General features: G+C 43.5%; 19 protein-coding genes. 10 read left to right on the top strand and 9 right to left on the bottom strand.

The features are described 5' to 3' along the window. Positions 1–27 precede the first annotated feature (27 nt). From AAA943_RS05990 to AAA943_RS05980, 3 genes are all read left to right on the top strand, one after another. Entirely contained in the window at positions 28–687 is a 660-nt protein-coding gene (locus tag AAA943_RS05990) for a CoA transferase subunit B (protein WP_338223323.1), read from the top strand. A gap of 54 nt (positions 688–741) precedes the next feature. Then, positions 742–1,083 (top strand): gliding motility protein GldC, encoded by a 342-nt coding sequence (gldC, locus tag AAA943_RS05985; RefSeq protein WP_338223322.1) that lies wholly within the window; start codon positions 742–744, stop codon positions 1,081–1,083. A 304-nt stretch (positions 1,084–1,387) separates the two neighbouring features. After that, positions 1,388–4,429 (top strand): carboxypeptidase-like regulatory domain-containing protein, encoded by a 3,042-nt coding sequence (locus tag AAA943_RS05980; protein ID WP_338223321.1) that lies wholly within the window; start codon positions 1,388–1,390, stop codon positions 4,427–4,429. A gap of 403 nt (positions 4,430–4,832) precedes the next feature. On the opposite strand, the gene AAA943_RS05975 is transcribed toward AAA943_RS05980, so the two are convergent. After that, a complete protein-coding gene (locus AAA943_RS05975) occupies positions 4,833–6,332 on the bottom strand; it encodes a peptide MFS transporter (protein ID WP_420915592.1) in 1,500 nt (499 codons plus the stop codon). A gap of 477 nt (positions 6,333–6,809) precedes the next feature. Between AAA943_RS05975 and pckA the strand changes: the two genes are divergently transcribed. Further along, positions 6,810–8,411 carry a phosphoenolpyruvate carboxykinase (ATP) gene (gene pckA, locus AAA943_RS05970; RefSeq protein WP_338223319.1) on the top strand — a complete coding sequence of 534 codons (1,602 nt, stop codon included), beginning with the start codon at positions 6,810–6,812 and terminating at the stop codon, positions 8,409–8,411. Between the two features lie 113 nt (positions 8,412–8,524). Beyond that, the gene (locus tag AAA943_RS05965) at positions 8,525–8,962 is read left to right on the top strand and encodes a peptidylprolyl isomerase (RefSeq protein WP_338223318.1); all 438 of its coding nucleotides are present in this window, start codon (positions 8,525–8,527) and stop codon (positions 8,960–8,962) included. A 40-nt stretch (positions 8,963–9,002) separates the two neighbouring features. Here AAA943_RS05965 and AAA943_RS05960 read toward each other — a convergent pair whose 3' ends face one another. After that, entirely contained in the window at positions 9,003–10,559 is a 1,557-nt protein-coding gene (locus AAA943_RS05960; RefSeq protein WP_338223317.1) for a hypothetical protein, read from the bottom strand. 176 nt (positions 10,560–10,735) lie between these two features. Between AAA943_RS05960 and AAA943_RS05955 the strand changes: the two genes are divergently transcribed. Beyond that, entirely contained in the window at positions 10,736–11,326 is a 591-nt protein-coding gene (locus tag AAA943_RS05955; RefSeq protein WP_338223316.1) for a hypothetical protein, read from the top strand. Here AAA943_RS05955 and AAA943_RS05950 read toward each other — a convergent pair. From AAA943_RS05950 to AAA943_RS05935, 4 genes are all read right to left on the bottom strand, one after another. Then, on the bottom strand, positions 11,323–12,042 hold the full coding sequence (locus AAA943_RS05950) for a TrmH family RNA methyltransferase (RefSeq protein ID WP_338223315.1): 720 nt from the start codon (positions 12,040–12,042) through the stop codon (positions 11,323–11,325). The two genes, AAA943_RS05955 and AAA943_RS05950, sit on opposite strands and share 4 nt — an antisense overlap. Before the next feature lie 11 nt (positions 12,043–12,053). Then, complete coding sequence (locus AAA943_RS05945) at positions 12,054–14,672, bottom strand: DNA gyrase/topoisomerase IV subunit A (RefSeq protein ID WP_338223314.1); 2,619 nt, start codon at positions 14,670–14,672, stop codon at positions 12,054–12,056. Between the two features lie 81 nt (positions 14,673–14,753). After that, positions 14,754–16,652 (bottom strand): DNA topoisomerase IV subunit B, encoded by a 1,899-nt coding sequence (locus AAA943_RS05940; RefSeq protein ID WP_338223313.1) that lies wholly within the window; start codon positions 16,650–16,652, stop codon positions 14,754–14,756. A gap of 3 nt (positions 16,653–16,655) precedes the next feature. Continuing rightward, positions 16,656–17,153 (bottom strand): DNA topoisomerase IV, encoded by a 498-nt coding sequence (locus AAA943_RS05935; protein ID WP_338223312.1) that lies wholly within the window; start codon positions 17,151–17,153, stop codon positions 16,656–16,658. Between the two features lie 220 nt (positions 17,154–17,373). Between AAA943_RS05935 and AAA943_RS05930 the strand changes: the two genes are divergently transcribed. Next, positions 17,374–17,760 carry a hypothetical protein gene (locus tag AAA943_RS05930; RefSeq protein ID WP_338223311.1) on the top strand — a complete coding sequence of 129 codons (387 nt, stop codon included), beginning with the start codon at positions 17,374–17,376 and terminating at the stop codon, positions 17,758–17,760. On the opposite strand, the gene AAA943_RS05925 is transcribed toward AAA943_RS05930, so the two are convergent. Continuing rightward, positions 17,741–18,673: an ROK family protein gene (locus AAA943_RS05925; protein WP_338223310.1), complete on the bottom strand. Its 933-nt coding sequence runs from the start codon at positions 18,671–18,673 to the stop codon at positions 17,741–17,743. The genes AAA943_RS05930 and AAA943_RS05925 overlap by 20 nt on opposite strands. A gap of 43 nt (positions 18,674–18,716) precedes the next feature. Continuing rightward, on the bottom strand, positions 18,717–19,217 hold the full coding sequence (locus AAA943_RS05920) for a YkgJ family cysteine cluster protein (RefSeq protein ID WP_338223309.1): 501 nt from the start codon (positions 19,215–19,217) through the stop codon (positions 18,717–18,719). Positions 19,218–19,281: 64 nt separating this feature from the next. On the opposite strand from AAA943_RS05920, the gene AAA943_RS05915 reads away from it, so the two are divergent. Further along, complete coding sequence (locus AAA943_RS05915) at positions 19,282–19,641, top strand: arsenate reductase family protein (RefSeq protein WP_338223308.1); 360 nt, start codon at positions 19,282–19,284, stop codon at positions 19,639–19,641. Here the strand turns inward: AAA943_RS05915 and AAA943_RS05910 are convergent. Beyond that, on the bottom strand, positions 19,638–20,471 hold the full coding sequence (locus tag AAA943_RS05910; RefSeq protein ID WP_338223307.1) for a CvfB family protein: 834 nt from the start codon (positions 20,469–20,471) through the stop codon (positions 19,638–19,640). The genes AAA943_RS05915 and AAA943_RS05910 overlap by 4 nt on opposite strands. 178 nt (positions 20,472–20,649) lie before the next feature. Between AAA943_RS05910 and AAA943_RS05905 the strand changes: the two genes are divergently transcribed. Continuing rightward, positions 20,650–21,543 carry a 3-hydroxybutyryl-CoA dehydrogenase gene (locus AAA943_RS05905; RefSeq protein WP_338223306.1) on the top strand — a complete coding sequence of 298 codons (894 nt, stop codon included), beginning with the start codon at positions 20,650–20,652 and terminating at the stop codon, positions 21,541–21,543. Between the two features lie 15 nt (positions 21,544–21,558). Next, positions 21,559–22,176 (top strand): deoxynucleoside kinase, encoded by a 618-nt coding sequence (locus AAA943_RS05900; RefSeq protein WP_338223305.1) that lies wholly within the window; start codon positions 21,559–21,561, stop codon positions 22,174–22,176.

Here is a 22,176-nt window from a genome sequence, read left to right as displayed (position 1 = left end):
TTTGTCTAACTTCTTACCCAAACCCAAATGCTAACTAAAGAACAAATCGCCCAAAGAATCGCCAAAGAGGTGAAAAACGGGCAGTATATAAATCTGGGAATCGGTATACCCACCTTAGTAGCCAACTACATTCCAGCTGAATTGGAAGTAGTCCTACAGTCGGAAAACGGACTGTTGGGCATTGGCCCCTTCCCTACTGAAGAGCAAATTGATCCGGACCTAATCAATGCCGGCAAGCAGACGGTGACAATGTTGCCCGGGTCTTCCTTGTTTAATTCTGCCGAATCTTTTGCTATGATTAGAGGCGGCCATGTTCATTTGACCATTTTGGGAGCTATGGAGGTATCTGAAAATGGAGACATAGCCAATTGGAAAATTCCGGGGAAAATGGTGAAGGGTATGGGAGGAGCCATGGATTTGGTAGCCTCTGCAAAAAATATCATCGTAGCCATGCAGCATTGTTCCAAAGACGGGAAATCCAAATTGCTGAAGGAGTGTACCCTCCCGATCACGGGTATTCGCTGCGTGAAAAAGATCGTTTCAGATTTGGCAGTATTGGAAATTGCTCCTGAGGGTGGGTTTATCCTGCTCGAAAGAGCTCCTGGAATTTCTGTGGATGAAATCCAGAATAAAACGGAAGGAAAATTAATCATCAAAGGAGAGATTCCGGAAATGTCATTCAATTAAGGCTAGAGATGAACTGTCAGAAATCATTTCCTGTTGCACATCAAAATTTGAAATATGAAAAACTCAGAAATCAAGTTCCAGGTACAACTGGACGAAAATAACTTGCCTAAGAATATTCTTTGGGATGCATCAGACAAAGAGGCTGATGGTCTGGAGTCGACCAAAAGTATAAGTTTGAATGTTTGGGATAGCCTAAATCATTCTACCCTTCGGATTGACCTATGGACAGAGGAGATGTCTGTGGCAGAAATGAAAAGGTTTTACATTGATATCATGGGTGGTATGGCCCAAACCATACTCAACAGTACTGGTGACGAATACATGTCAGAAGAGATCAAAGACCTCTGTGATCGAATGGTCAAACACGTCAATGAAGAGAATCGAAAGAATTCTTAATAAAAAAGTCCGGACTTTCCGGACTTTTTTGATTTTTAGAGATTAATATTTTTTTGCTATCTGTTTACGGATTTTCAATAAAAATCCAGTCGAAATAATAAAACCTTAATGATGAATTCTAATTTTTTAGAAAAAGCCAAAAAAAGCCTCAGTTTCCGATAGCAAGATTAAATATCCTATTTCTCACCAATTAAATTTTTTTTTATTGTTCCATTGAATTATGGGTTTTTACCATAAATTTCGACGAAATGGAGTCAAAATCCATCAGTGCAACATCACCAAAAATAACCTCAAAAAAACGCCTATGAGAAGTTTTACCCAAAAGTTCTGGGCTTCAGTGTTTTCCCTTTTCCTCTTAGTTTCCTTGGGAAGTTGGGATGCCAAAGCTCAAACAACCATCTCCGGAACGGTAACCGATGCGGATACCAAGGAGACCCTAGTCGGTGTCAACATTGTGGTCAAAGGAAAAGTAATCGGAACGATTACCGACCTGTCCGGAAAGTTTTCCCTCAATGTAAATCAGGAACCGCCATTCACCCTGATCTTTTCTATGGTAGGATATACCTCACAGGAGGTGGAGATCACCGGAGGTATTTCCAATCTGTCCATCCAGCTTGCTGAATCCTCAATTATGGGACAGGAAGTCGTGATATCTGCATCCCGTGTGGAAGAGAGCATCATGAAGTCTCCTGTATCCGTGGAAAAAATGGACATCATTGCCATTCGTGAAGTCCCGCAGGCTAGCTTCTACGACGCTTTGAACAATCTGAAAGGTGTAGAAATGAGCACCCAATCTCTCACCTTTAAGTCATTCAATACCCGTGGATTCAATTCCAACGGGAACGTTCGGACCGTGCAAATGATTGATGGTATGGACAACCAAGCACCGGGATTGAACTTCTCTGTGGGCAACATCGTGGGGATTTCCGAATTGGATTTGGAAAGTGTGGAATTGATCCCCGGTGCAGCATCTGCACTTTATGGTCCCAATGCGATCAACGGGATTTTGTTGATGAATTCTAAAAACCCTTTCCAATATCAGGGATTGTCTGCCAACGTGAGAACGGGCTTCATGAATGAGGACAGCAGAACTCAGCCAGGCACGGGATTTTATGACTTCAGTGCTCGATATGCCAAAGCCTTTTCCGACAAAGTAGCATTCAAAGTAAATGTGAGCTATTTGGCCGCTGACGATTGGCAAGCAAATGACTTCAGAGACCAATCTCTTTTGAATGGATCTACTATTGAAGGGGGAAATCGACTGAACAACCCTGGTTACAATGGGGTCAATGTCTACGGTGACGAAACCAACGTAAGCATGACTTCCGTAGCCAACCAAATGGTGGCAGCAGGCGTCCTTCCTCAAGCGGCCTTGGGATTGATTCCAAACACCTTTGTTTCAAGAACTGGATACAGAGAAAGTGACTTGGCAGATTACAATACCAAATCTCTCAAGCTTAATGCGGCTTTGCATTGGAGATTGAACGATCGGGTTGAAGCTATCCTCCAAGGTAATTACGGATTTGGTACTACTGTTTACACAGGTGCTGACCGTTATTCTATTGCCAATTTCAATTTAGGTCAGTATAAAGCTGAACTGAGAGGTGCAAATTGGTTCTTGAGAGCCTATACCACTCAGGAGCGTTCTGGTGATGCTTTTGCAGTAGGCATCGCGGCTCAAGGGATCAATGAAGAGTGGAAGCGTAGTCAGCAGTGGTTCCCAGAATATGTAGGAGCATTCGTTCAAGCTAAATTACAAGGAGCCGATGATGCTACTGCTCATGGTGCTGCCCGAGGATTTGCAGATCAAGGAAGATTTTTGCCAGGTACACCGGAATTTGAAGCTGCCAAGCAGCGAGTGATTTCAAGACCTATTCCGGGAAATGCCCAAGGTGTAGGTGCACAGTTTGTCGATAAGACCAATTTGTATCATTTTGAAGGCTCTTATACTTTCACAGGAATCAAATTTGCAGAATTTGTAGCTGGAGCTAATTACAGAATCTATGCCCTGAACTCTGAGAAAACTCTCTTTGCTACAGATGAAAACGGGGAAGAATTTACCATCAACGAATACGGGGGATACCTTCAGGGATCCAAGCTGCTTTTCAATGATAAATTTAAGCTTACTGCTTCTGTTCGTTACGATAAAAACGAGAACTTCCAAGGCCAGTGGTCTCCAAGGGTTTCAGGGGTTTATTCTGTAAACAACCATAACTTCAGAGCTTCTTACCAAACCGGTTTCCGTATCCCGACTACTCAGGATCAATTCATCGATTTGCTGACTCCTCAGGCCAGATTGCTCGGTGGTCTTCCACTCTTCAGAGATCGGTACAACTTTAATTCCAATCCGGTTTACAGCTTAGCTACTGTTCAACAGTTTGGAGCCGGTGTTCAGGCTGATACTCAACCTGGCTCCCCTGTTTATCAGCAAAGTATACAGCAGGCTACTCAGCTCGCTATTCAGCAGGCTACCCAAATTGTGACTGAGCAAGTTCAAGCTGGCCTTATTCCACCTTCTGAAGCTCCTGCAGCCATAGCGGCTCTGGTTCCTCAGCTAGTGCCGGGAATTGCAGCCCAAGTAGTACCAGTGAATGCTTCTACAGCCAATTTGGGAACTTTGACTCCTTTTGAATTGACTGAGTTCAAGCCTGAGCGAGTGAAATCTTTTGAAGTAGGTTACAAAGGACTATTCTCCAATAGACTTTTGGTTGATGCTTATGCTTACTTCAACCGTTTTGAAAACTTCATCGGTGGTCAGGTATTGGTACAGGATGGTGATCCTAACACCGGAGGTCTTGGACCAAATCCAATCACAGGTTTGAACTTGATCGGTGTGGGCCCGGGAGGAAGATCTATTTACTCCATTCCGGTCAACAGAACTGAAATTATTCAGTCTTGGGGTTGGGCTTTAGGATTGGATTATAAGCTTCCAAAGAACTACTCCATTGGGGGTAACGTGTCATACAATACACTTTCCAACTTGGATGAATTGGCTGAAACTGGATTCCAGCCTTCCTTCAACACGCCTGAGTATCGGTACGTCATCAACTTTGCCAATAGAGAAGTGGTGGACAACGTCGGCTTTTCCCTCTCCTACCGTTGGCAGGGTGAATTCGTATGGCAGTCTTCTTTTGTAGGTCCTGCGGTATCCTCTCAGCAGCTGTCCGTAATGCCTGCATTTGGTACCTTCGACGCTCAAGTAAGCTACAAGATGAAGAGCATCAAGTCTATTCTTAAACTGGGTGGCACCAACCTCTTCAGCAATGGATATCGTCAGGCTTGGGGTAACCCAACCGTAGGCAGCATGTTCTATATAAGCTTGACTTTTGACGAGTTTTTGAATTAAAAATCAATTAACCACCAATCAACCAAGCCATCCCGAGCATTCGGGATGGCTTTTTCTTTATCGGCTTATTAGTTTAGAGAATGTCCCATAAAGAAGCTTTGATGATCACCCTTTATTTCGCAAAGAATAAAATGTATTTGTACCTCGAAAAGGTTATGGATTGATTTCAGTATAGGGATTGATACTTATATCGAAGTGATAAAAATCTATTGATGCTGTATTTTCTCCTTTTTCCAATAGCTAATTCAAAATGAAACAGAACCACTGTTTCTGAGCTTAGTGGAATCAAGACTGAAGTAAAATCAGGGAAATTTGCCGACTTGGGGATTCGTTGGTAACTCTTAAAACAAAAAAAGCTTATCCATAAATTAGGATAAGCCTTAAATGTTGGAAGAGAGTAACCTTAATGTACCTCTCCCATCATTTTCCTCAAAATAGGTTTAAGTAAGAAGAGCGCAAGAGCAGAACCAATCACCGTATACACAATCATCATAAACTGATCAGGCATGGCTGCCAATCCTTCTTCTGAGCCCCCACTCGCTTCTCCGGCAATCAACCCAGCAATCAGATTCCCCAATGCGACTGAAAGGAACCAAATCCCCATCATTTGACCACCATAGCTTTTGGGAGCCAATTTGGTGACCAAAGACAATCCTACCGGAGAAAGACTCAATTCTCCGAACGTGTGGAGCAGATAGGTGATGATCAGCCAGCTAGGAGCTGCCAATTCTCCTGAGGCGGCAATCTTGGTAGCAAAATACATCACAAAGAACCCTAGGCCTAAAAGCAGCAAGCCAAAGGTGAACTTCATAGGAGAACTCGGCTCCAGATTCATTCTTCCCAGCCATACCCAAAGTGCTGCGAAAAAGGGAGCAAAAATGATGATAAACAAAGAATTGATCGACTGAAAATACCCAGTAGGAATATCCCAGCCCAAAACTGTCCTATCAGTAAACCGCTCCGCAAAAAGATTCAAAGTCGACCCTGCCTGCTCAAATCCCGACCAGAACATGGCAGAAAACAAAAAGAGGACTGCGATCACCCCAACTTTATTTCTATCGCCATGGGAAAGTCCTCCAAAGGCAATAACATAGCCCAAATACCCAAAAGCAACCAAAGCAATGACAGTCCCTGAAGCACCGGCAATCGCCGAAGCATTGACAGGGATTATCCCCGTAAACAATACTCCAATAAATACAGCCAAGACAAGACCAATTACCTTGGTCAAAGATTTCAGCTTGTTTCTATCCTCGATTTCTTTTGGACTTTCGGAAATCGGTGATTCCCCGTAACCATCCAGAGCTTTTCCGGTCAGCTTGTATTGGATCAATCCAAATACCATCCCCAAGCCTGCAAGACCAAAACCCAAATGCATATCGTACTCTGCCACCGTGCTGCAAGCCAAAGGCGCAATAAATCCTCCAATGTTGATACCCATGTAGAATATGGAAAAACCCGCATCCCGTTTTGAGCTACCCGTGGGATAAAGTTGCCCAACTATCGAACTGATATTCGGCTTAAGTAGCCCTGTGCCCAAAACAATCAGGATCAATCCCAAAAAGAAGGAATTGGTGTCCAAGGCTGAAAGGCTTTCTTTTGGCCCTGAACTCCCAAGGATCCAGTTTTCTATTCCCGGAACAGCCATCATAAAATGACCCAATGCGATAATGATCCCCCCATACCAGACACTTTTTTTCAACCCAAATAACCGGTCAGCCAACCATCCTCCCGGAAGTGCCAGAAGATAGACTCCCATAGTATATAGGCCATAGATAGCCCCGGCTGTTTTATCATCAAATCCCAGGCCTCCATCCACAATGGCTTTGGTCATAAAGAGGATAAGCAGGGCGCGCATGCCGTAATAGCTGAACCGTTCCCACATTTCTGTGAAAAACAAAGTCATCAAACCTTTGGGATGTCCAAAAGCCGTCCCTCCGCTAAATTCAGTAATGGGTTTATTTTCCAATGTTTTTAGATTTTGAATAAAGTTGAATTCACAATGATAAATGTTTTTGTCCTTTGTTTCCAAAGTTTGACCAGCCCAAACTGCTTATTCTCCAGCCCAGAAAACTCGGGAGTTCTCAATCCCTTTGATTCCTCCTTTTCTCCACTAATTTTCCATAGGAAAGAAAAGCTATCTTCTTCATTACCACCTAATTTTATATTATTTCAAAGAAAATCCGCGTCAAAATATGGATTCAAAAAAAAATTTCAGGTCAAAAAAAAATTTCAATACCAAAACATGACCTATATCATTTAAACCGCATTTTTTCTTCCGAAATCGATTGAACAGCGAAATTTCGCAGATTTTTTATCTGCCAATTAAAATTCATTACTTAATTTTGAGCAGACAATTTTCAGTTTGTAAACCCAAAAATTTATGCAGGACAACGTTCTGGAACTTACCGCTTCCCCTATTTCTTTCCTTGATTTTTCCACTCAGGGAAAAGTGTATCACAACCTGACTCCAGCTGAATTGGTGGAGCACGCACTAGCCAGGAAGGAAGGCTACCTTACTTCTACCGGAGCCTTTATGGCAGATACCGGAAAGTTTACCGGCAGATCACCAAAAGACCGATACGTAGTAAAGGATAAGCTCACTGAACAGGCCGTGTGTTGGGGAGAAATCAATATTCCGGTATCCCAAGAAACTTTTGACCACCTTCTTCAGAAAATGTTGGTCTTTTTGGAAAAGAAAGATCTTTTCGTCCGGGATGCTTTTGCAGGAGCTGATCCTGAGCACCGGCTTAATCTAAGAGTCATCAATACTTGGGCTTGGCACAATTTGTTTTGCTCCAATATGTTTCTACGGCCTTCACAGGAGGAATTGGAAAATTTTGAGCACGATTTCACCATTATCTGTGCTCCGGGATTTGAAGCCGATCCGGCTACAGATGGGGTTCAAAACCCCAACTTCGCTATCTTGAATCTAAGCAAGCGTATGATCCTGATCGGTGGTACCGGTTATGCAGGGGAAATGAAAAAAGGAATTTTCTCTGTCCTGAATTTCTTACTTCCCTATGAAAAGAACGTCCTCTCCATGCACTGCTCGGCCAATGTGGGAAAAGAAGGAGACACAGCTGTTTTCTTTGGACTTTCCGGGACGGGAAAAACCACACTTTCTGCCGATCCTAATCGGTCTTTGATCGGAGATGATGAGCATGGATGGACAGAAACCCAAATCTTCAATTTTGAAGGGGGATGCTACGCAAAAGTGATAGATTTGACAAGGGAAAAAGAACCTGAGATCTACGATGCAATCAAGTTTGGAGCTATTGTGGAGAATACCCGATTCATTCCGGGTACCAGACAGGTCGATTATACCAATAAATCGGTCACTGAAAATACCCGAACGGCCTACCCTATTCATCATATTGCCAATGCAGCCATACCTTCTGTAGCACCAATTCCAAAAAACATCTTTTTTCTTACTGCAGATGCTTTTGGAGTAATTCCACCGATATCCAAATTGAATAAAGGTCAAGCGATGTACCATTTCATTTCTGGCTACACGGCTAAAGTGGCTGGAACAGAAATGGGAGTCACTGAGCCGAAGCTTACCTTTTCTGCCTGTTTTGGAGCAGCATTCCTTCCCCTTCATCCAACAGCTTATGCCAAGCTTTTTGGGGAAAAGATGGAGAAGCATGAGGTAAATGTGTGGTTAATCAATACCGGTTGGACAGGCGGACCATATGGAGTGGGCTCCAGAATGAAGCTTAGCTACACCCGAGCAATGATTTCTGCAGCATTGGAAGGGAAATTGGACTATGCTCCCTTCCGAACCGATGACAACTTTGGGTTTCAAGTGCCACTGATTTGTCCCAATGTACCCTCTGGGGTTCTCAATCCAAGAAATACCTGGAGCAATCCCGAGGATTACGATAGACAAGCCAAAGATCTCGCTCGGGCTTTCATCAAAAACTTCGAAAAGTATAAAGCATTTGCAACGGAGGATATTCTCTCCGGGGCCCCTAAGGCCTAAATGGAAAAAGGAGTGCTTTGGCGCTCCTTTTTTTGTTTTTGTTCTGAAATGCAAAATCAAAGTTTATTTTTGTCTGCGATTCAAAAAACCGACTGAATTATAAATCAATACCAATGAAAACAGCAGAAATTATTACGGAAAAGGGTACCATGAAAGTGGAGTTTTATGAAAAAGATGCTCCCAATACGGTCCAAAATTTTGTGGACTTAGCAAACAAAGGCTTTTATGATGGACTTACTTTTCATCGCGTAATTCCCAATTTTGTGATTCAGGGGGGGTGTCCCGTTGGCAATGGAACCGGAGGCCCGGGTTACAAAATCAAATGTGAACTGGATGGAGATAATCAATACCATGACCGGGGAGTCCTGTCCATGGCACATGCAGGAAGAAATACCGGGGGTTCCCAGTTTTTCATTTGTCACAGCCGAACCAATACTGCTCATTTGGACAGAAATCACACTTGTTTTGGTAAAGTCGTAGAAGGCTTGGAAGTAATCGACGCTATTCGGGCAGGAGACACCATCGAAAAGATTGTGATCCACGAAAGTTAAACTTGAATCCCTCTGAAAGAGGGATTTTTTTTTCATTCTCTCAATTCAACTCTTCAAGTATTTTCAATACTTCTCTATGGATTTTTGGACCTGTTTCAGGTCCCAGCGAGTTTATTTCCCCATAGGGTCGATTTTTATAACCATAGGTAAAAGGCGGCTCTGTATCCCACTGACTTTTGGGTACAATGTATCCGATCATATCATTGGTCAAACCTCCGAAAAACTTGAATTTTCCGGGAATACGGGTTTGAATAGCTGGAACCTCTACAGGCTGAATTCCAAAATCAGCTCCCTCGGGGGATTCCACTCCTCCGTGGAGAATTTCTGGATATAGCTCCCCTGGCACATGCACAAAAGTAGCCGGACCCAATGTCCAAGCGGATACCTCCGAGCGAATATGCTTCCAAGAGGTAAATCCCCGCTCAAAGATTCCCAAAATTGCTGCCAGGTGAAAAAGGGAATTATCCATTTTCAGGTCGATGGTTTTGGCACGAATATGTAAAGGTACTGCATGGAAAGTCTCCCAAACCGTGTCCTGAAGGGATTCCAAAGTTATTTTTGCTAAAGCTTTACCCTGAGCTCTCATTTTTTCAGGACTTTGGCGCAAAATGGGCTTACCAGAATACGGATCAGTTACTTCCATATCGGGATGGGTAGTCATCAAGCCACCCACTGCACCGTTGAGAAAAATAGCCACTCCACCGACTCCTTCCATTACGAGAGAATCCTCTTCCAGGATGCCTGCTTCCACTCCATTTCTCCAAGGATCCGGAAAATCAGAACTGATTTGGATATTGTCAGACCAAAGCGTTTCGGGATGATTTCCCCAGTTCATCAGAGTTCCAAGCGTTGCACCGGTCTCGGCATCTAAAACCTGCATAAGTCTCAAAGAGGCATCAAAAACTAATGGAGGCCGGGTATCTCCTACCAGCGGCTTCAATTTTTCAGTTTCCTCTGCAAACCGAAACTTTGCAGGACGCAAGGCAGAGGAAGCCTCTGTGACTGCATTTTTGATTCCTTCCAGGACTTGATTCAAATAGCTTGGATTTACTCCTCTTTTGTAGTCTGATGGGCCCCACTGTCCGATCAAATCAGGCGAAGAATGAACATGGGTACTGGCAATGAGCACATAGTCCAAGTCAGGATTGCTTTTCATGATCAGTTTTCGCGCTGAAATCACTTCGTCATTTCCAAAACCAATCATATCTATGACACAGAGCGCCATTTTGATTTCACCGGATTGCAAGACCATGGCCCTTGCCCAAAGCGGATCCAAAACACCCTGAGCAGGTCTTGAATTATGAAAACCTGCCAGCCAAATGGCATCAAACTGACCGTTCCCGTTTTCATCCTCAAAAGTATCCCCATCCTCAGGTCGATAACGGGAATCCCCATTAGCATCAGTCCAGGTTTCAAAGCCCCCAGGGGTGATATCTACCTTCGCAAAACCCGCCCAAACAAGAGAATCTGAACTTTTTAGCTTAAGGTCCAAACTATAATCAGGATGACGATCCCTGGTCTTTTCAAAGACCCAAATCATCGAAAACAGGATCAGAAAGCCTACCAGCAAACTCAAGAGGAAGAAAAACTTTTTCATAAAGCCAAAGGATTCAATTGCAGTTAGGAATCTAATCAAAAGAAGCCAAAAATCAGAAACCAGCCTGGTCACCAGACTCAAAGCAAAGAAATAAGCCAGAATATTTAAGTGATTGACTTTTAATTGTTAAATGATTCTGGAATGGTTATTGCAATTTGGATGCGAATGATAATCCCATGGTAAAAAAACTACTCCTCACGCTTACGCTTTTGATTTCGGTTCAAAGCCTCTTTGCCCAACGATATGGGACAGCTTTGGGCTTGAGGTTCGGGAATTCGGAGAGTTACCGAACGCTGGGACTCACCTTGCAGCAGAGGGTTGCAGATCGCCTCACTGTAGAGGGGATCGTTCAGTCAGATTTCAACAGGAATACTCATTTCTCTATTTTAGCTCAAAAGCATAGACCGATTGTTTCCAAGCGCTTCAATTATTACCTCGGAGGTGGACTAGCCTTTGGGATAGAAGAAAGCTTTGTAAAAAATCCAGCAGACCGAGAAATTATCCATACGTATGGTAATTCCACCTTCGGAGTAGATTTGATAGCCGGTTTGGAAGTGACTTTGGCAGGAGCTGTAATCTCTTTGGATTATAAGCCCAATCTCAACATCAGCGGAAGGGAGGAGTTCTACAAAGGGCAAGTGGGAATTTCCGCCCGAACCGTCCTAGTTAAAAGCAAGGACCAGAAAAAACGACAAAGACAGAGACAAAAGGCTAGAAAGAATTCAGAGTCCAAACCGTTTTCAAATCTTTTCAAGGGAAAGAATTAACCACGTGTTTTCTTGGACTTATTTTTTTCCCAAAACACTTTTTCATGAACCTCGGCGTGTTTGACCACGGTTCGGTACCATTTGATCCGAATGTCATCCTTTTCCTTATCAGAAAGAAAAAAATCCGGATGATTGTACTTTTCTGCCTTCTTGATCAAATCAAAAAGAAAAATAGAAGCAGTCACCGAGATGTTGAAACTATCTGTGAAGCCTAGCATGGGGATATGTACAAGCAGATCTGCTTCTTCTTTTACTTCACTAGAAATCCCCTCATGCTCATTTCCAAATACCAGGGCCAGCTTTTGATCCGGATTTAAGTCATGGATAGGGATAGCACCTTCTGCAGGCGTGGTTGCCGCTATCCGATATCCCTGCTTTCTTAAATGCTGAAAACAGGACTTGACCGAGGAGCCATCTTTTTCGAAGTATTTGTACAAATCCACCCACTGTGAGGCCCCACGGGTGACGTAGGGATTGATTTTGTATTGGTTGGTTTTTTCTATTACATGAATATCCTGTATCCCAAAACAGTCACAGGTGCGAAGCACGGCACTGGCATTGTGAGGCTTGAATATATCCTCCAAAACTACGGTAATGAAGCGCGTTCGCTGCCTGAGGACTTTTTCCATCACTTCCTTTTTATGAGCTGTGATGAATTGGCTGAGGTAGTTTAGCAAATCAGCTTCTGGGTTTTCGGAGGGATTAGACTGACTCATGGCACCTGTTTTCAGAAAAGTCCCAATTGCTCCTCGTCATCCTTTTTTGGAGACAGGTCAATGGTACTCCCTATTTCCAGCTCATCTTCGACCGCAGATTTCTCTTCTTTTTGGCTTGCTTCTACCCTATCCTGAGAAACCTCTGAGGCAATCAAGTGGATTTCTTCGACAGGAAAAGTACTTAGCTTATTCCCGATGGCTTTCCAGCCTTTTACATCAATCAGCATCTCCAAATCAAACTCCAACTCTTCTGTTTCCTTGCCTTTTTTCACCTTTACCTTGACCTGAGCTTGACCATCTGTAGTCACCAGTTTTAAATAAGACTGTTTGTGGTCGGTGATAAAATTGAATCGCTTATTGACCGTGGTGGTCTCAATGAGAAATCGCTTGACAAAGTAATTTTTGGATCCTCCATCGTGATAGATGGCTGCGACTACTTGCTTAGGATCAAATTTTCGGATCAGGACGACCTCATTCGCTTCGTAGCGATTGGTCAATTCAAAGCCGGTCAGCTCGTAATCCCCGTTTTTATAAAAGACCAAAATCTTATCATCGCCAAGGAAGTTTCCGATCAACTTACCCCGCTGATCAGTATTCAATCGACCTACTGAAGGGTCAAAATACACATCCAGTCCTCCCAAAGTGGATTTACCTTCCATCTTAAACTGGATCTTCCTCACAGGATACTTGGTGAGGATATTGCCTCCGGCACCCCGCCCCTTGATTTCAATCTCCGCAAAGTCAAAGTCAAATACTTTGATCCTTGCCTTTGCCCCCTGAGTGAGATAGACTGTTACCACTTCCGCCTCTCCGTTGGGATTACCGCTAAGATAGAGGACTTTGGAGCCTTTAGTTCCTTTGGTCAGGTCGTACTCTTTGTCTCTGGTGACTCCTCCTACCTGAAATCGCTTGATCATCGTACGGCCGCTGGTTCCATCCAAATAGATGAGATTGAAGGTCATTCGGTCGTCATTTTTCCGGAATACGCCGACATAGAGAATATCTTTCCCCATAAACGTTTTTTCCTGAATCTTGGAAACGACCATTTTCCCGTCTCTTCGGATGGCAATGATTTCATCCAAGTCGGAGCAGTCGCAGACAAATTCATCTTTTTTCAACCCATATCCTACAAAACCATCCGCTCGATTGACGTAAAGTTTGGCATTGTTTGCGGCAACTACCGCTGCCTGAATCGTGTCGAAAGCTCTGATTTCTGTCTTTCGCTCCCTTCCCTTGCCGTATTTAATCAGTAGATTTTGATAGTAATTGATCGCAAATTGGGTGAGGTGCTTTAGGTTGTGGTTCACTTCTTTGAGCTCATCCTGAAGACGCTTCATCAACTCATCCGCCTTAAAGGCATCAAACTTGGAGATTCTCTTGATCTTGATCTCCGTCAGACGAATTAGATCATCCTGGGTAATTTCCCGGTAAAAGTCCGGCTTGTAGGGTTCTAAGCCTTTATCGATGGCCTCCAAAACCGCATCCCAAGTAGTACATTCCTCTATATCCCGATAGATTCTGTTTTCGATGAAGATCTTTTCCAGAGAGGAAAAGAGCAATTTTTCCATCAATTCACCCTTTCGAATTTCCAATTCCCTGCGAAGCAGTTCTTTGGTTTGATTGGTGTTGTATTCGAGGATTTTATTGACAGTAAGGAAGACCGGCTTATCCTCAATGATTACACAGGCGTTGGGAGAAATAGAAACCTCACAATCTGTAAATGCATACAAGGCATCAATGGTCACATCCGGGGATACTCCCGGAGCCAGTTGAATGACTACTTCGACATCTTTGGCCGTATTATCGACTACCTTTTTAATTTTTATCTTGCCTTTATCATTGGCCTTGAGAATGGAGTCAATCAAAGAGTCCGTCGTAGTACCATAGGGTATTTCTTTGATTACAAGGGTTTTATTATCCTCCTCCTCAATCCTTGCTCTTACCTTGATTTTTCCGCCTCTGAGCCCTTCCTGATAATCGGAAAAGTCTGCTAGTCCTCCAGTCATGAAGTCGGGAAGGACATTGGAAGGATTTCCTTTAAGGATTTCTATGGAGGCTTCAATCAGCTCACAAAAGTTGTGAGGAAGGATTTTGGTGGATAAACCTACTGCGATTCCTTCAACCCCTTGAGCCAATAACAGAGGGAATTTGACAGGAAGAGTGACCGGCTCCCTTTTTCTTCCGTCATAAGAAAGCTGCCAATCCGTGGTCTGTGGATTGAATACTACCTCTAGGGCAAACTTGGACAAGCGTGCCTCGATATATCGGGCAGCTGCTGCTCCATCCCCGGTCCTTACATCTCCCCAGTTTCCCTGAGTATCAATGAGCAGGTCTTTTTGTCCCAGATTGACTATCGCATCGCCAATGGAAGCATCTCCATGAGGATGGTATTGCATGGACTGACCAATGATATTCGCGACTTTGTTGAATCTCCCGTCGTCCATTTCCTTCATGGAATGAAGGATTCTACGCTGCACAGGCTTGAGTCCGTCTTCGATGGCTGGGACTGCCCGTTCCAGAATTACATAGGAAGCATAGTCCAAAAACCAGTCCTTGTACATGCCCGTTACTGGGACGGAATCGTGAAGGCTTTCGTCTCCTGAATTGATCTGATCGTCGTTTTCAGTCATTTCTTGATTTCAACTAATGATGAAAAGAGGATGTCCCCTTTTTGAAATTGTCTTTTTTCAGAATGAAAAAGGAAAACCTAATTAGGCAGCCTCTTCATTTTCAGTCTCGGCTACTGCTTTGGGGTCTTCCAGCGCAAGGTCTTTTTCAATCTTCAGATTGTCGATGATGAAGTTTTGCCTGTCGGGAGTATTTTTCCCCATGTAGAAACTCAGTAGATCCGAGATTTTGGTGTCTTTATTCAGAATAATTGGGTCGAGACGAATGTCCTCTCCGATAAAGTTTCCAAATTCTTCAGGAGAAATCTCGCCCAATCCCTTAAACCGGGTGATTTCCGGCTTGGATCCTAATTTATGGATGGCTCTCTGCCGCTCTTCGTCGGTGTAGCAATAGATGGTTTCCTTTTTGTTTCTCACCCGAAACAAAGGAGTATCCAAAATGAACAAGTGCCCATTTTTGACTAAATCCGGGAAAAACTGCAGAAAATAAGTCATGATGAGCAAGCGGATATGCATTCCATCCACGTCAGCATCCGTAGCAATCACAATCTTTCGATAGCGAAGATTTTCGATTCCATCCTCGATATTCAAAGCATGCTGAAGCAAGTTGAACTCCTCATTTTCATAGACCACTTTTTTGGTCATTCCGTAGCAGTTTAGAGGCTTGCCTCGGAGAGAGAACACCGCCTGAGTCTGCACATCCCGGCTTTTCGTAATGGATCCTGATGCAGAATCTCCCTCCGTGATGAAAAGCATGGTTTTGTTTTTCACTTCCTCATCCCCTTTGGGATCATCGTAGTGGACCCGGCAATCTCTGAGCTTTTTATTATGAAGATTGGCCTTTTTTGCCCGTTCGTTTGCGAGTTTTTTGATTCCCGAGATTTCCTTTCGCTCGCGCTCTGACTGCAATATCCGCTTCAGCAAGGCATCGGCAGTTGCGGGATTCTTATGGAGATAATTATCCAGCTCTGTCTTGATGAAATCATTGACAAAGGTCCGTAGCGTAGGTCCATCCGGACCAATACTTTGGGACCCAAGCTTGGTTTTGGTCTGAGATTCAAAGACAGGTTCCTGAACTCGAACAGCAATGGCCGCTACTACTGATTGTCGGATATCGGAAGCATCGTAGTCTTTTTTGTAAAACTCCCGAATAGTCTTCACGATGGCTTCCCGAAAAGCAGCCAAGTGAGTCCCACCCTGCGTGGTATATTGCCCATTGACAAAGGAATAGTACTCCTCTCCATAGCTTCCGGAGTGAGTAATGGCCACTTCGATATCATTTCCTTTCAGGTGAATGATTGGATATCGGATGCTCTCTTCGTCGATTTTATTGGAAAGAAGATCGTAGAGTCCTTTGTCTGAGAAATACTTTTTCCCATTATAATTGATGGTCAATCCGGCATTCAGATAGGCGTAGTTCCAAATCTGGTTTTCAAGATACTCAGGGATGAAATGATAATTTTTGAAAATCGTGGCATCTGGAGTGAAAATTACCTTGGTACCATTTCTCTCCGAAATCTTATCCACAGGGGCATCGTTGGTCAAAATGCCTTTTTCAAACTCCGCCACCTTGGTCTCCCCATCCCGGTAAGCTTGCACTTTGAAATAATCCGAAAGGGCATTGACTGCTTTGGTACCGACTCCATTCAGACCGACCGACTTTTGGAAGGCTCCGGAATCGTACTTACCCCCGGTATTGATCTTGGATACGCAGTCGATGACTTTACCGAGAGGAATACCCCGGCCATAATCCCGGACCTCGACCCTATGCTCGGAGATTTTCACATCGATAGTCCGGCCAAAGCCCATCATGTGCTCGTCGATGGAATTGTCCAGGACTTCTTTGACCAGAACATAAATCCCATCATCCTGAGCGCTTCCGTCTCCAAGCTTTCCGATATACATTCCTGGACGAAGCCGGATATGCTCTCTCCAATCCAGGGATTTGATACTGTCTTCGGTATATTTTACAGGTTCTGCCATGTTTTAATGTTGTCCTTGCTGTACTGCTTTAAATTTTCCCACAAACAAAACAAATAAGCCAACCACCCAAACCAATAGCAAGATTGGAATCAGGTAAAACCAAAAATTAAAAAGGCTTGCGGAAATTTCTTCCTGATTATTGATCGAGTGGACATAAAAAACGGCCACAGCCAAACTTGCATTGATCAAGGCTCCAAAGGAGTAAAACCACGCTAATAAATAGTCCCGGTAGGGATCTCCTATAGGAAATAGGCGATGAAGCTTTTTACTGGCTTTGGTCTCCAAAGATTTGGGGAAAAATACCGTCACCGCATTGAGCAGAACAAAAGCCAAAACCGTTGCATAAAAAAAGGTGCTTTTTTCCCAAGATCGGTCGATAAACCCGGAATTATCCAAGCCCAAGCCTACATTTTCGGGCAATGCAGAATAGAAATAAAGAAGAAAGAAAACGAAAATCAACACACTGACCAAATAAAAGGCCTTTCCAAATCTGTAATACATGAAACTGGGGAAATTGAACGTGCTAATATAACCCATTTGAGCAAACAGGAAGCTAAGAATTCATGTTCATAGATTGTCAATTTGTGACCGAAAAACAGATTCATTCCTTAATTCCATGAAATTCAGCGGAGTATTCGAATCCGCTCAAACAAGCTAAAAATCCAGTTTTTGAAAAGAAAAGCGAAAAATACTCCGATCTTCGCAGTAAACTAAATCACCCATGAACAAAGTATTGATCTCCGCACTTTTCATCTACCTGCTTTTCCTGCAAGCTTGCAGTTCTGCTATGGACGCAGGAGCTGTCAATTTGGACAATTGGAAAGCTGACAGATATGGATGCAAGGGATTGAGATTGCAGGATTTGGAAAAATTCCGTGCAATCAAAAATGATTTTCTTGGGGCAGATAATCAGTCCATTATCAAAACCTTTGGAAGGCCCGACCGGGTGGAATTGGTAGACAAAAGCCAAAGTTTTTTCTTTTACTTTCTGGAGCCAAGTGAAGCCTGTGAAGGGGTAGAAAAGGAAAAAGAACCCCTAAGAGTTCTTTTTCGGATGAATGCCATAAGTAAGGTTTCGGAGGTCACTATCACAACCCTGAACCCATAAAGCAAAGAGCAGCTGCTCCCAAAGTGCCTGCATTGTTTTCCAAAGTAGCCTTTTTGAGTTTGAGATCTTTTACGTAGTATGGAGTAAGGTATTTTCTGGTGTTGTACTCAATAGTCGGCATCATGAATTCCAAACCCGCCGAAATTCCTCCTCCAAAGTAAACATCCGTCACATCCAAAATCCGAATAGTCGATACAATCGCTTCACTGATGATGTCGGCTACTTCTTTGAACACCATGAGGGATACTTCATTTCCTGCTTTGGCCGTGTCGACCAAAAGATGTGTGCCCAAATCCTTTCCGACCAATTCTTTGGCCTTTTCAGGATAGGCTGCAATCAGGTTTTCCATGATTCTCAGAATACCGTTTCTCCCAATCAGCGTCTCCAAACCTGCATTGCCTCTGGATAGCATATGTCCCATCTCCATGGCATTTCCTCTGGAACCTTTGAATACCTGTCCTTCCAAAACCAGGGCGCTACCAATCCCGGTACCCATGGTGATAAACAGGAAGTTTTCTGCTATATCACCTTTACCATAGTAAAACTCCCCTATCGCAGCAGCGGCAGCATCATTTTCAAGGAAGAATTCGTGGTTAGGATATTTCTTTGTCAGGCCCTCTTTGAGCTTGAAATTATTAAGATCCGGAATAGCAGGAATTTCGAGAGGGGTACTTCGATCTTTGGAAATCATACCCGGAAGGCCAATGCCCACCTTTTCGACCTGAGGATATTTCATTAGATATTTTTCCATCAGGTCGATAAAGCATTTTCCAAATCCGTCCGAATGATCTCTGAAGGGACTCGTGTCTTCTTTTTGAAAATCCAACATAGCGCCTTCCCGATCTACCAATCCGATCTTGAGATGGGTTCCTCCCACATCTACACCAAGAAAATGCTTTTCCTTATTATTCATAGTTATTCATAGGTTTGATTGCCAAAAAAGCAAAAGTATTGGTTCACTTCCTATAATCTTTGCCGATCTCATAAAAAATTTTAAAGACTGCAGGACACACCAAGCTGTTTCTTAGGGTCAAGTCCAAGATTCCCAACATATTCTTTCGGTCAGTGTGAGGATACTCGCGGCAGGCTTTGGGGCGATCTTCATAGACTAAGCATTTGTTATCGGCTCCCAAAAAGGGACAAGGGGCGGAATTGAGCACATAATCTCCATCCTCATCCCGATGAAGATAGGTATCGATAAACTGACTGCTTTTCATTCTAAAGGTCTTTGCCAATCGATCGATGTCTGTTTGGATAAAAATCGGGCTGGTGGTTTTGCAGCAATTTGCACATTCCAGACAATCCAATTCCTTAAAAACTTCCTCGTGTAGCTGGTGAAATTGCTCATCCAAAGTTTTGGCCTTGGTCTTGCGCAGTTTTTCCTTCAGCTTTTTATGGGAAGAAAACTCCGATTTTGACTCTTGGTTAAATTTTTCCAGATCGATCGAAGAATTCACAAGCTATTGATTTTCATGTTGTTTGAAATTTGCTTAAATTATAGGTAACCAAGATAACTTAGAAATGAAAATTCATCCCTCCGAACTGTATTTCTACCACAGTTCACTTCAGCCTATAGACAAACAGACCAAAGCCTATGCAAAATCCATCAGCAAGTTTGTCAATGAAATCGATGTGGTCAAAGAAAAATTGACGCCCACTCAATGGGATCAAATCCTCAACATGCTCAGACTTCGTCCCAAAGACCTCCTGAATCGAGCTCACCCGGATTATCAAAACCATATCGCTGGTAAAGAATGGGATGAGGAGAGTTGGCTGAATATTCTGGTCCGGTATCCACACCTGATCAAATCACCGATTGCCATTTTCCGCAACCGTGCGATTCTGTGCAAAACTCCCACAGATATCCTTAAGCTGGATTAATCCTGAGCTAGGGAAATTCCGTTTTCCTGAATGGTAATTTCCCTGGCTTTGTAGAGCTGTCCTACACATTGTTTGAAATGCTTTTTACTCATTCCCAAAACTCGCTTGATTTCTTCAGGATCAGATTTATCATGGAGAGGCAAAAAGCCTTTTTCATTTAAAATCTCAAGAATTTTCTCGGCTCCTTCCTCATACTTCTCTCTGCCTTTGGGTAATAGTTGGAGGTCAATTTTCCCATCATCTCTTCGTTTTTTTACATAGAGCGTCCTCTTTTCTCCAATTTCCAAAGGCTGAAATACTTCATTGGCATAGATCAAACCTTCGTAGCGGTCCTCTAGCAAGACCTTATAACCCAACTCTGTTTTTTCAAAAATCAGTCCCTCACAAGCATTTCCCGGTTCGTAATCTTTTGGGGCCGGATACATGAATTCCCTGTACTTGCTCACTCCGATCAGTCGGTTGGTCCGATAGTCTACACATACTCGGATCAGGTATTTTTGACCGGCAGTCATGGGCTTGGCCATTTCCGAATTGGGCACAAAAAGGTCTTTCAGAAGACCCCAATCCATAAATGCTCCAAAAGAAGTCACCTCTTTGGCTTCCAAAACAGCAAATTCATCCAATAGCGCCTTTGGACGATCCGTAACCGCTACAGGCCGGTCTTCGCTATCTGTGTATACAAAAACTTCTTTTTCATCCCCCTCTTTTTCATCTCCATTCAAATAGCCTTGAGGCAAAAGCACCTCTCCCCCGTCGGACAATGCCAAATAGGCGCCAAAATCGGTAAAGCGATTGATGGGAAGGGTGCTGATAAGTCCTAGTTCTTTCATAAGACCAAAGGTAAAGATTAATCCCTTCAGGGATTTCAAATTCTGACAAACAAAGTCGGGAATCCCTCTGTTGAAATTGGAAAAAGCCGGGCTTCGGCTTAGTTTTGGCTTGCTTAAATTCCTTTATTGGACAGCATAAACCCAAATCATAACGTTTTTCTCTAGTAATCACTTCTTTATGAAATCAATCTCAGTAATCGGATCCGGAACCATGGGCAACGGTATCGCCCACGTATTTGCACAGCATGGCTACACCGTAGCCTTGATTGATATCCAAGCCGCTCAATTGGAAAAGGCAATGGCTACCATCTCCAAAAACATGGACAGGCAGGTAAGTAAAGGCAGCTTGTCAGAAGAGCAAAAAACAGAGGCAATTTCAAGAATCACCACATTTACCGATTTGCAAGAAGGTGTAAAAAATGCCGACTTGGTCGTGGAAGCTGCCACAGAAAACATGGCACTCAAACTGGATATCTTTCGAAAATTGGATGAGTTTGCTCCTAAAAAGGCCATTTTAGCGACCAACACCTCCTCTATTTCCATCACCAAAATCGGTGCAGTGACGCAAAGACCTGAGCAAGTCATCGGAATGCATTTTATGAATCCAGTACCTGTGATGAAGTTGGTCGAAGTAATCCGAGGCTATGCCACTTCAGATTCGGTGACTGAGATCATTATGAACTTGTCCAAGAAGCTGAGCAAAATCCCGGTGGAAGTCAATGATTACCCAGGTTTTGTGGCCAACCGGATTTTGATGCCTATGATCAATGAGGCTATCTATTCACTCTACGAGGGAGTAGCAGGAGTGGAAGAAATCGATACGGTGATGAAGCTGGGAATGGCCCATCCTATGGGTCCTCTGCAATTGGCTGATTTTATTGGATTGGATGTATGCCTTTCGATATTGAGAGTCTTGCACGAGGGATTTGGAAATCCAAAATATGCACCTTGCCCGCTTTTAGTAAATATGGTGGAGGCAGGCTACAAAGGCGCCAAAACCGGGGAAGGCTTCTATCTTTACACTCCGGGGATTAAGGACTTGGTGGTGGCTTCCAGATTTTCCAAAAACTAATCCAGTTCAGATCACATGCACTTTGCAGTATCCGGAAATATCGCCAGCGGAAAAACCACGCTCACTGAGAAGTTGGCCAAACATTACGGTTGGAAAGCCGAGTTTGAAGCCGTGGACAACAACCCCTACCTGCCTGATTTCTACGAGGACATGAAGAGGTGGGCCTTCCACCTTCAGGTCTATTTCCTGAATTCCCGCTACAATCAAATCCGCAAGATTCAGGACAGTACTGATCACACCATTCAGGATCGGACGATCTATGAGGATGCCTACATTTTTGCTGCCAATTTGTACAAAAGCAAACTGCTGACAGAACGGGATTATTGGAATTACCGAAGCCTTTTTGACTCCATGATCACTCATGTCAAGGCACCGGATCTACTGATTTATCTCAAAGCAGATATTCCCAAGCTCGTGGGACAAATCGAAAAGAGAGGCAGATCTTACGAGACTGCCATGCGGATTGACTATCTCAAAAACCTCAATCAACACTACGAGGATTGGATTTCCGGCTATAAAGAAGGCAAACTCCTCATCATTGATGTCAATGACTTGGATTTTGTGGAGCGGCAGGAAGACTTTTCCTTTATCGTGGAAAAGATCGAACGGGAGATGTTTGGCCTTTTTGCCTGA

The organism is Algoriphagus confluentis (assembly GCF_036245625.1).
Lineage (GTDB): Bacteria > Bacteroidota > Bacteroidia > Cytophagales > Cyclobacteriaceae > Algoriphagus > Algoriphagus confluentis.
This window is presented reverse-complemented; position numbering and strand designations above follow the sequence as displayed.

Bases quoted from the DNA above. Each gene is read 5' to 3' on its own strand.
- AAA943_RS05990 (WP_338223323.1), top strand. From the start codon at position 28: ATGCTAACTAAAGAACAAATCGCCCAAAGAATCGCCAAAGAGGTGAAA.
- gldC (WP_338223322.1), top strand. From the start codon at position 742: ATGAAAAACTCAGAAATCAAGTTCCAGGTACAACTGGACGAAAATAAC.
- AAA943_RS05980 (WP_338223321.1), top strand. From the start codon at position 1,388: ATGAGAAGTTTTACCCAAAAGTTCTGGGCTTCAGTGTTTTCCCTTTTC.
- AAA943_RS05975 (WP_420915592.1), bottom strand. From the start codon at position 6,332: ATGACTTTGTTTTTCACAGAAATGTGGGAACGGTTCAGCTATTACGGC.
- pckA (WP_338223319.1), top strand. From the start codon at position 6,810: ATGCAGGACAACGTTCTGGAACTTACCGCTTCCCCTATTTCTTTCCTT.
- AAA943_RS05965 (WP_338223318.1), top strand. From the start codon at position 8,525: ATGAAAACAGCAGAAATTATTACGGAAAAGGGTACCATGAAAGTGGAG.
- AAA943_RS05960 (WP_338223317.1), bottom strand. From the start codon at position 10,559: ATGAAAAAGTTTTTCTTCCTCTTGAGTTTGCTGGTAGGCTTTCTGATC.
- AAA943_RS05955 (WP_338223316.1), top strand. From the start codon at position 10,736: ATGGTAAAAAAACTACTCCTCACGCTTACGCTTTTGATTTCGGTTCAA.
- AAA943_RS05950 (WP_338223315.1), bottom strand. From the start codon at position 12,042: ATGAGTCAGTCTAATCCCTCCGAAAACCCAGAAGCTGATTTGCTAAAC.
- AAA943_RS05945 (WP_338223314.1), bottom strand. From the start codon at position 14,672: ATGACTGAAAACGACGATCAGATCAATTCAGGAGACGAAAGCCTTCAC.
- AAA943_RS05940 (WP_338223313.1), bottom strand. From the start codon at position 16,652: ATGGCAGAACCTGTAAAATATACCGAAGACAGTATCAAATCCCTGGAT.
- AAA943_RS05935 (WP_338223312.1), bottom strand. From the start codon at position 17,153: ATGTATTACAGATTTGGAAAGGCCTTTTATTTGGTCAGTGTGTTGATT.
- AAA943_RS05930 (WP_338223311.1), top strand. From the start codon at position 17,374: ATGAACAAAGTATTGATCTCCGCACTTTTCATCTACCTGCTTTTCCTG.
- AAA943_RS05925 (WP_338223310.1), bottom strand. From the start codon at position 18,673: ATGAATAATAAGGAAAAGCATTTTCTTGGTGTAGATGTGGGAGGAACC.
- AAA943_RS05915 (WP_338223308.1), top strand. From the start codon at position 19,282: ATGAAAATTCATCCCTCCGAACTGTATTTCTACCACAGTTCACTTCAG.
- AAA943_RS05910 (WP_338223307.1), bottom strand. From the start codon at position 20,471: ATGAAAGAACTAGGACTTATCAGCACCCTTCCCATCAATCGCTTTACC.
- AAA943_RS05905 (WP_338223306.1), top strand. From the start codon at position 20,650: ATGAAATCAATCTCAGTAATCGGATCCGGAACCATGGGCAACGGTATC.
- AAA943_RS05900 (WP_338223305.1), top strand. From the start codon at position 21,559: ATGCACTTTGCAGTATCCGGAAATATCGCCAGCGGAAAAACCACGCTC.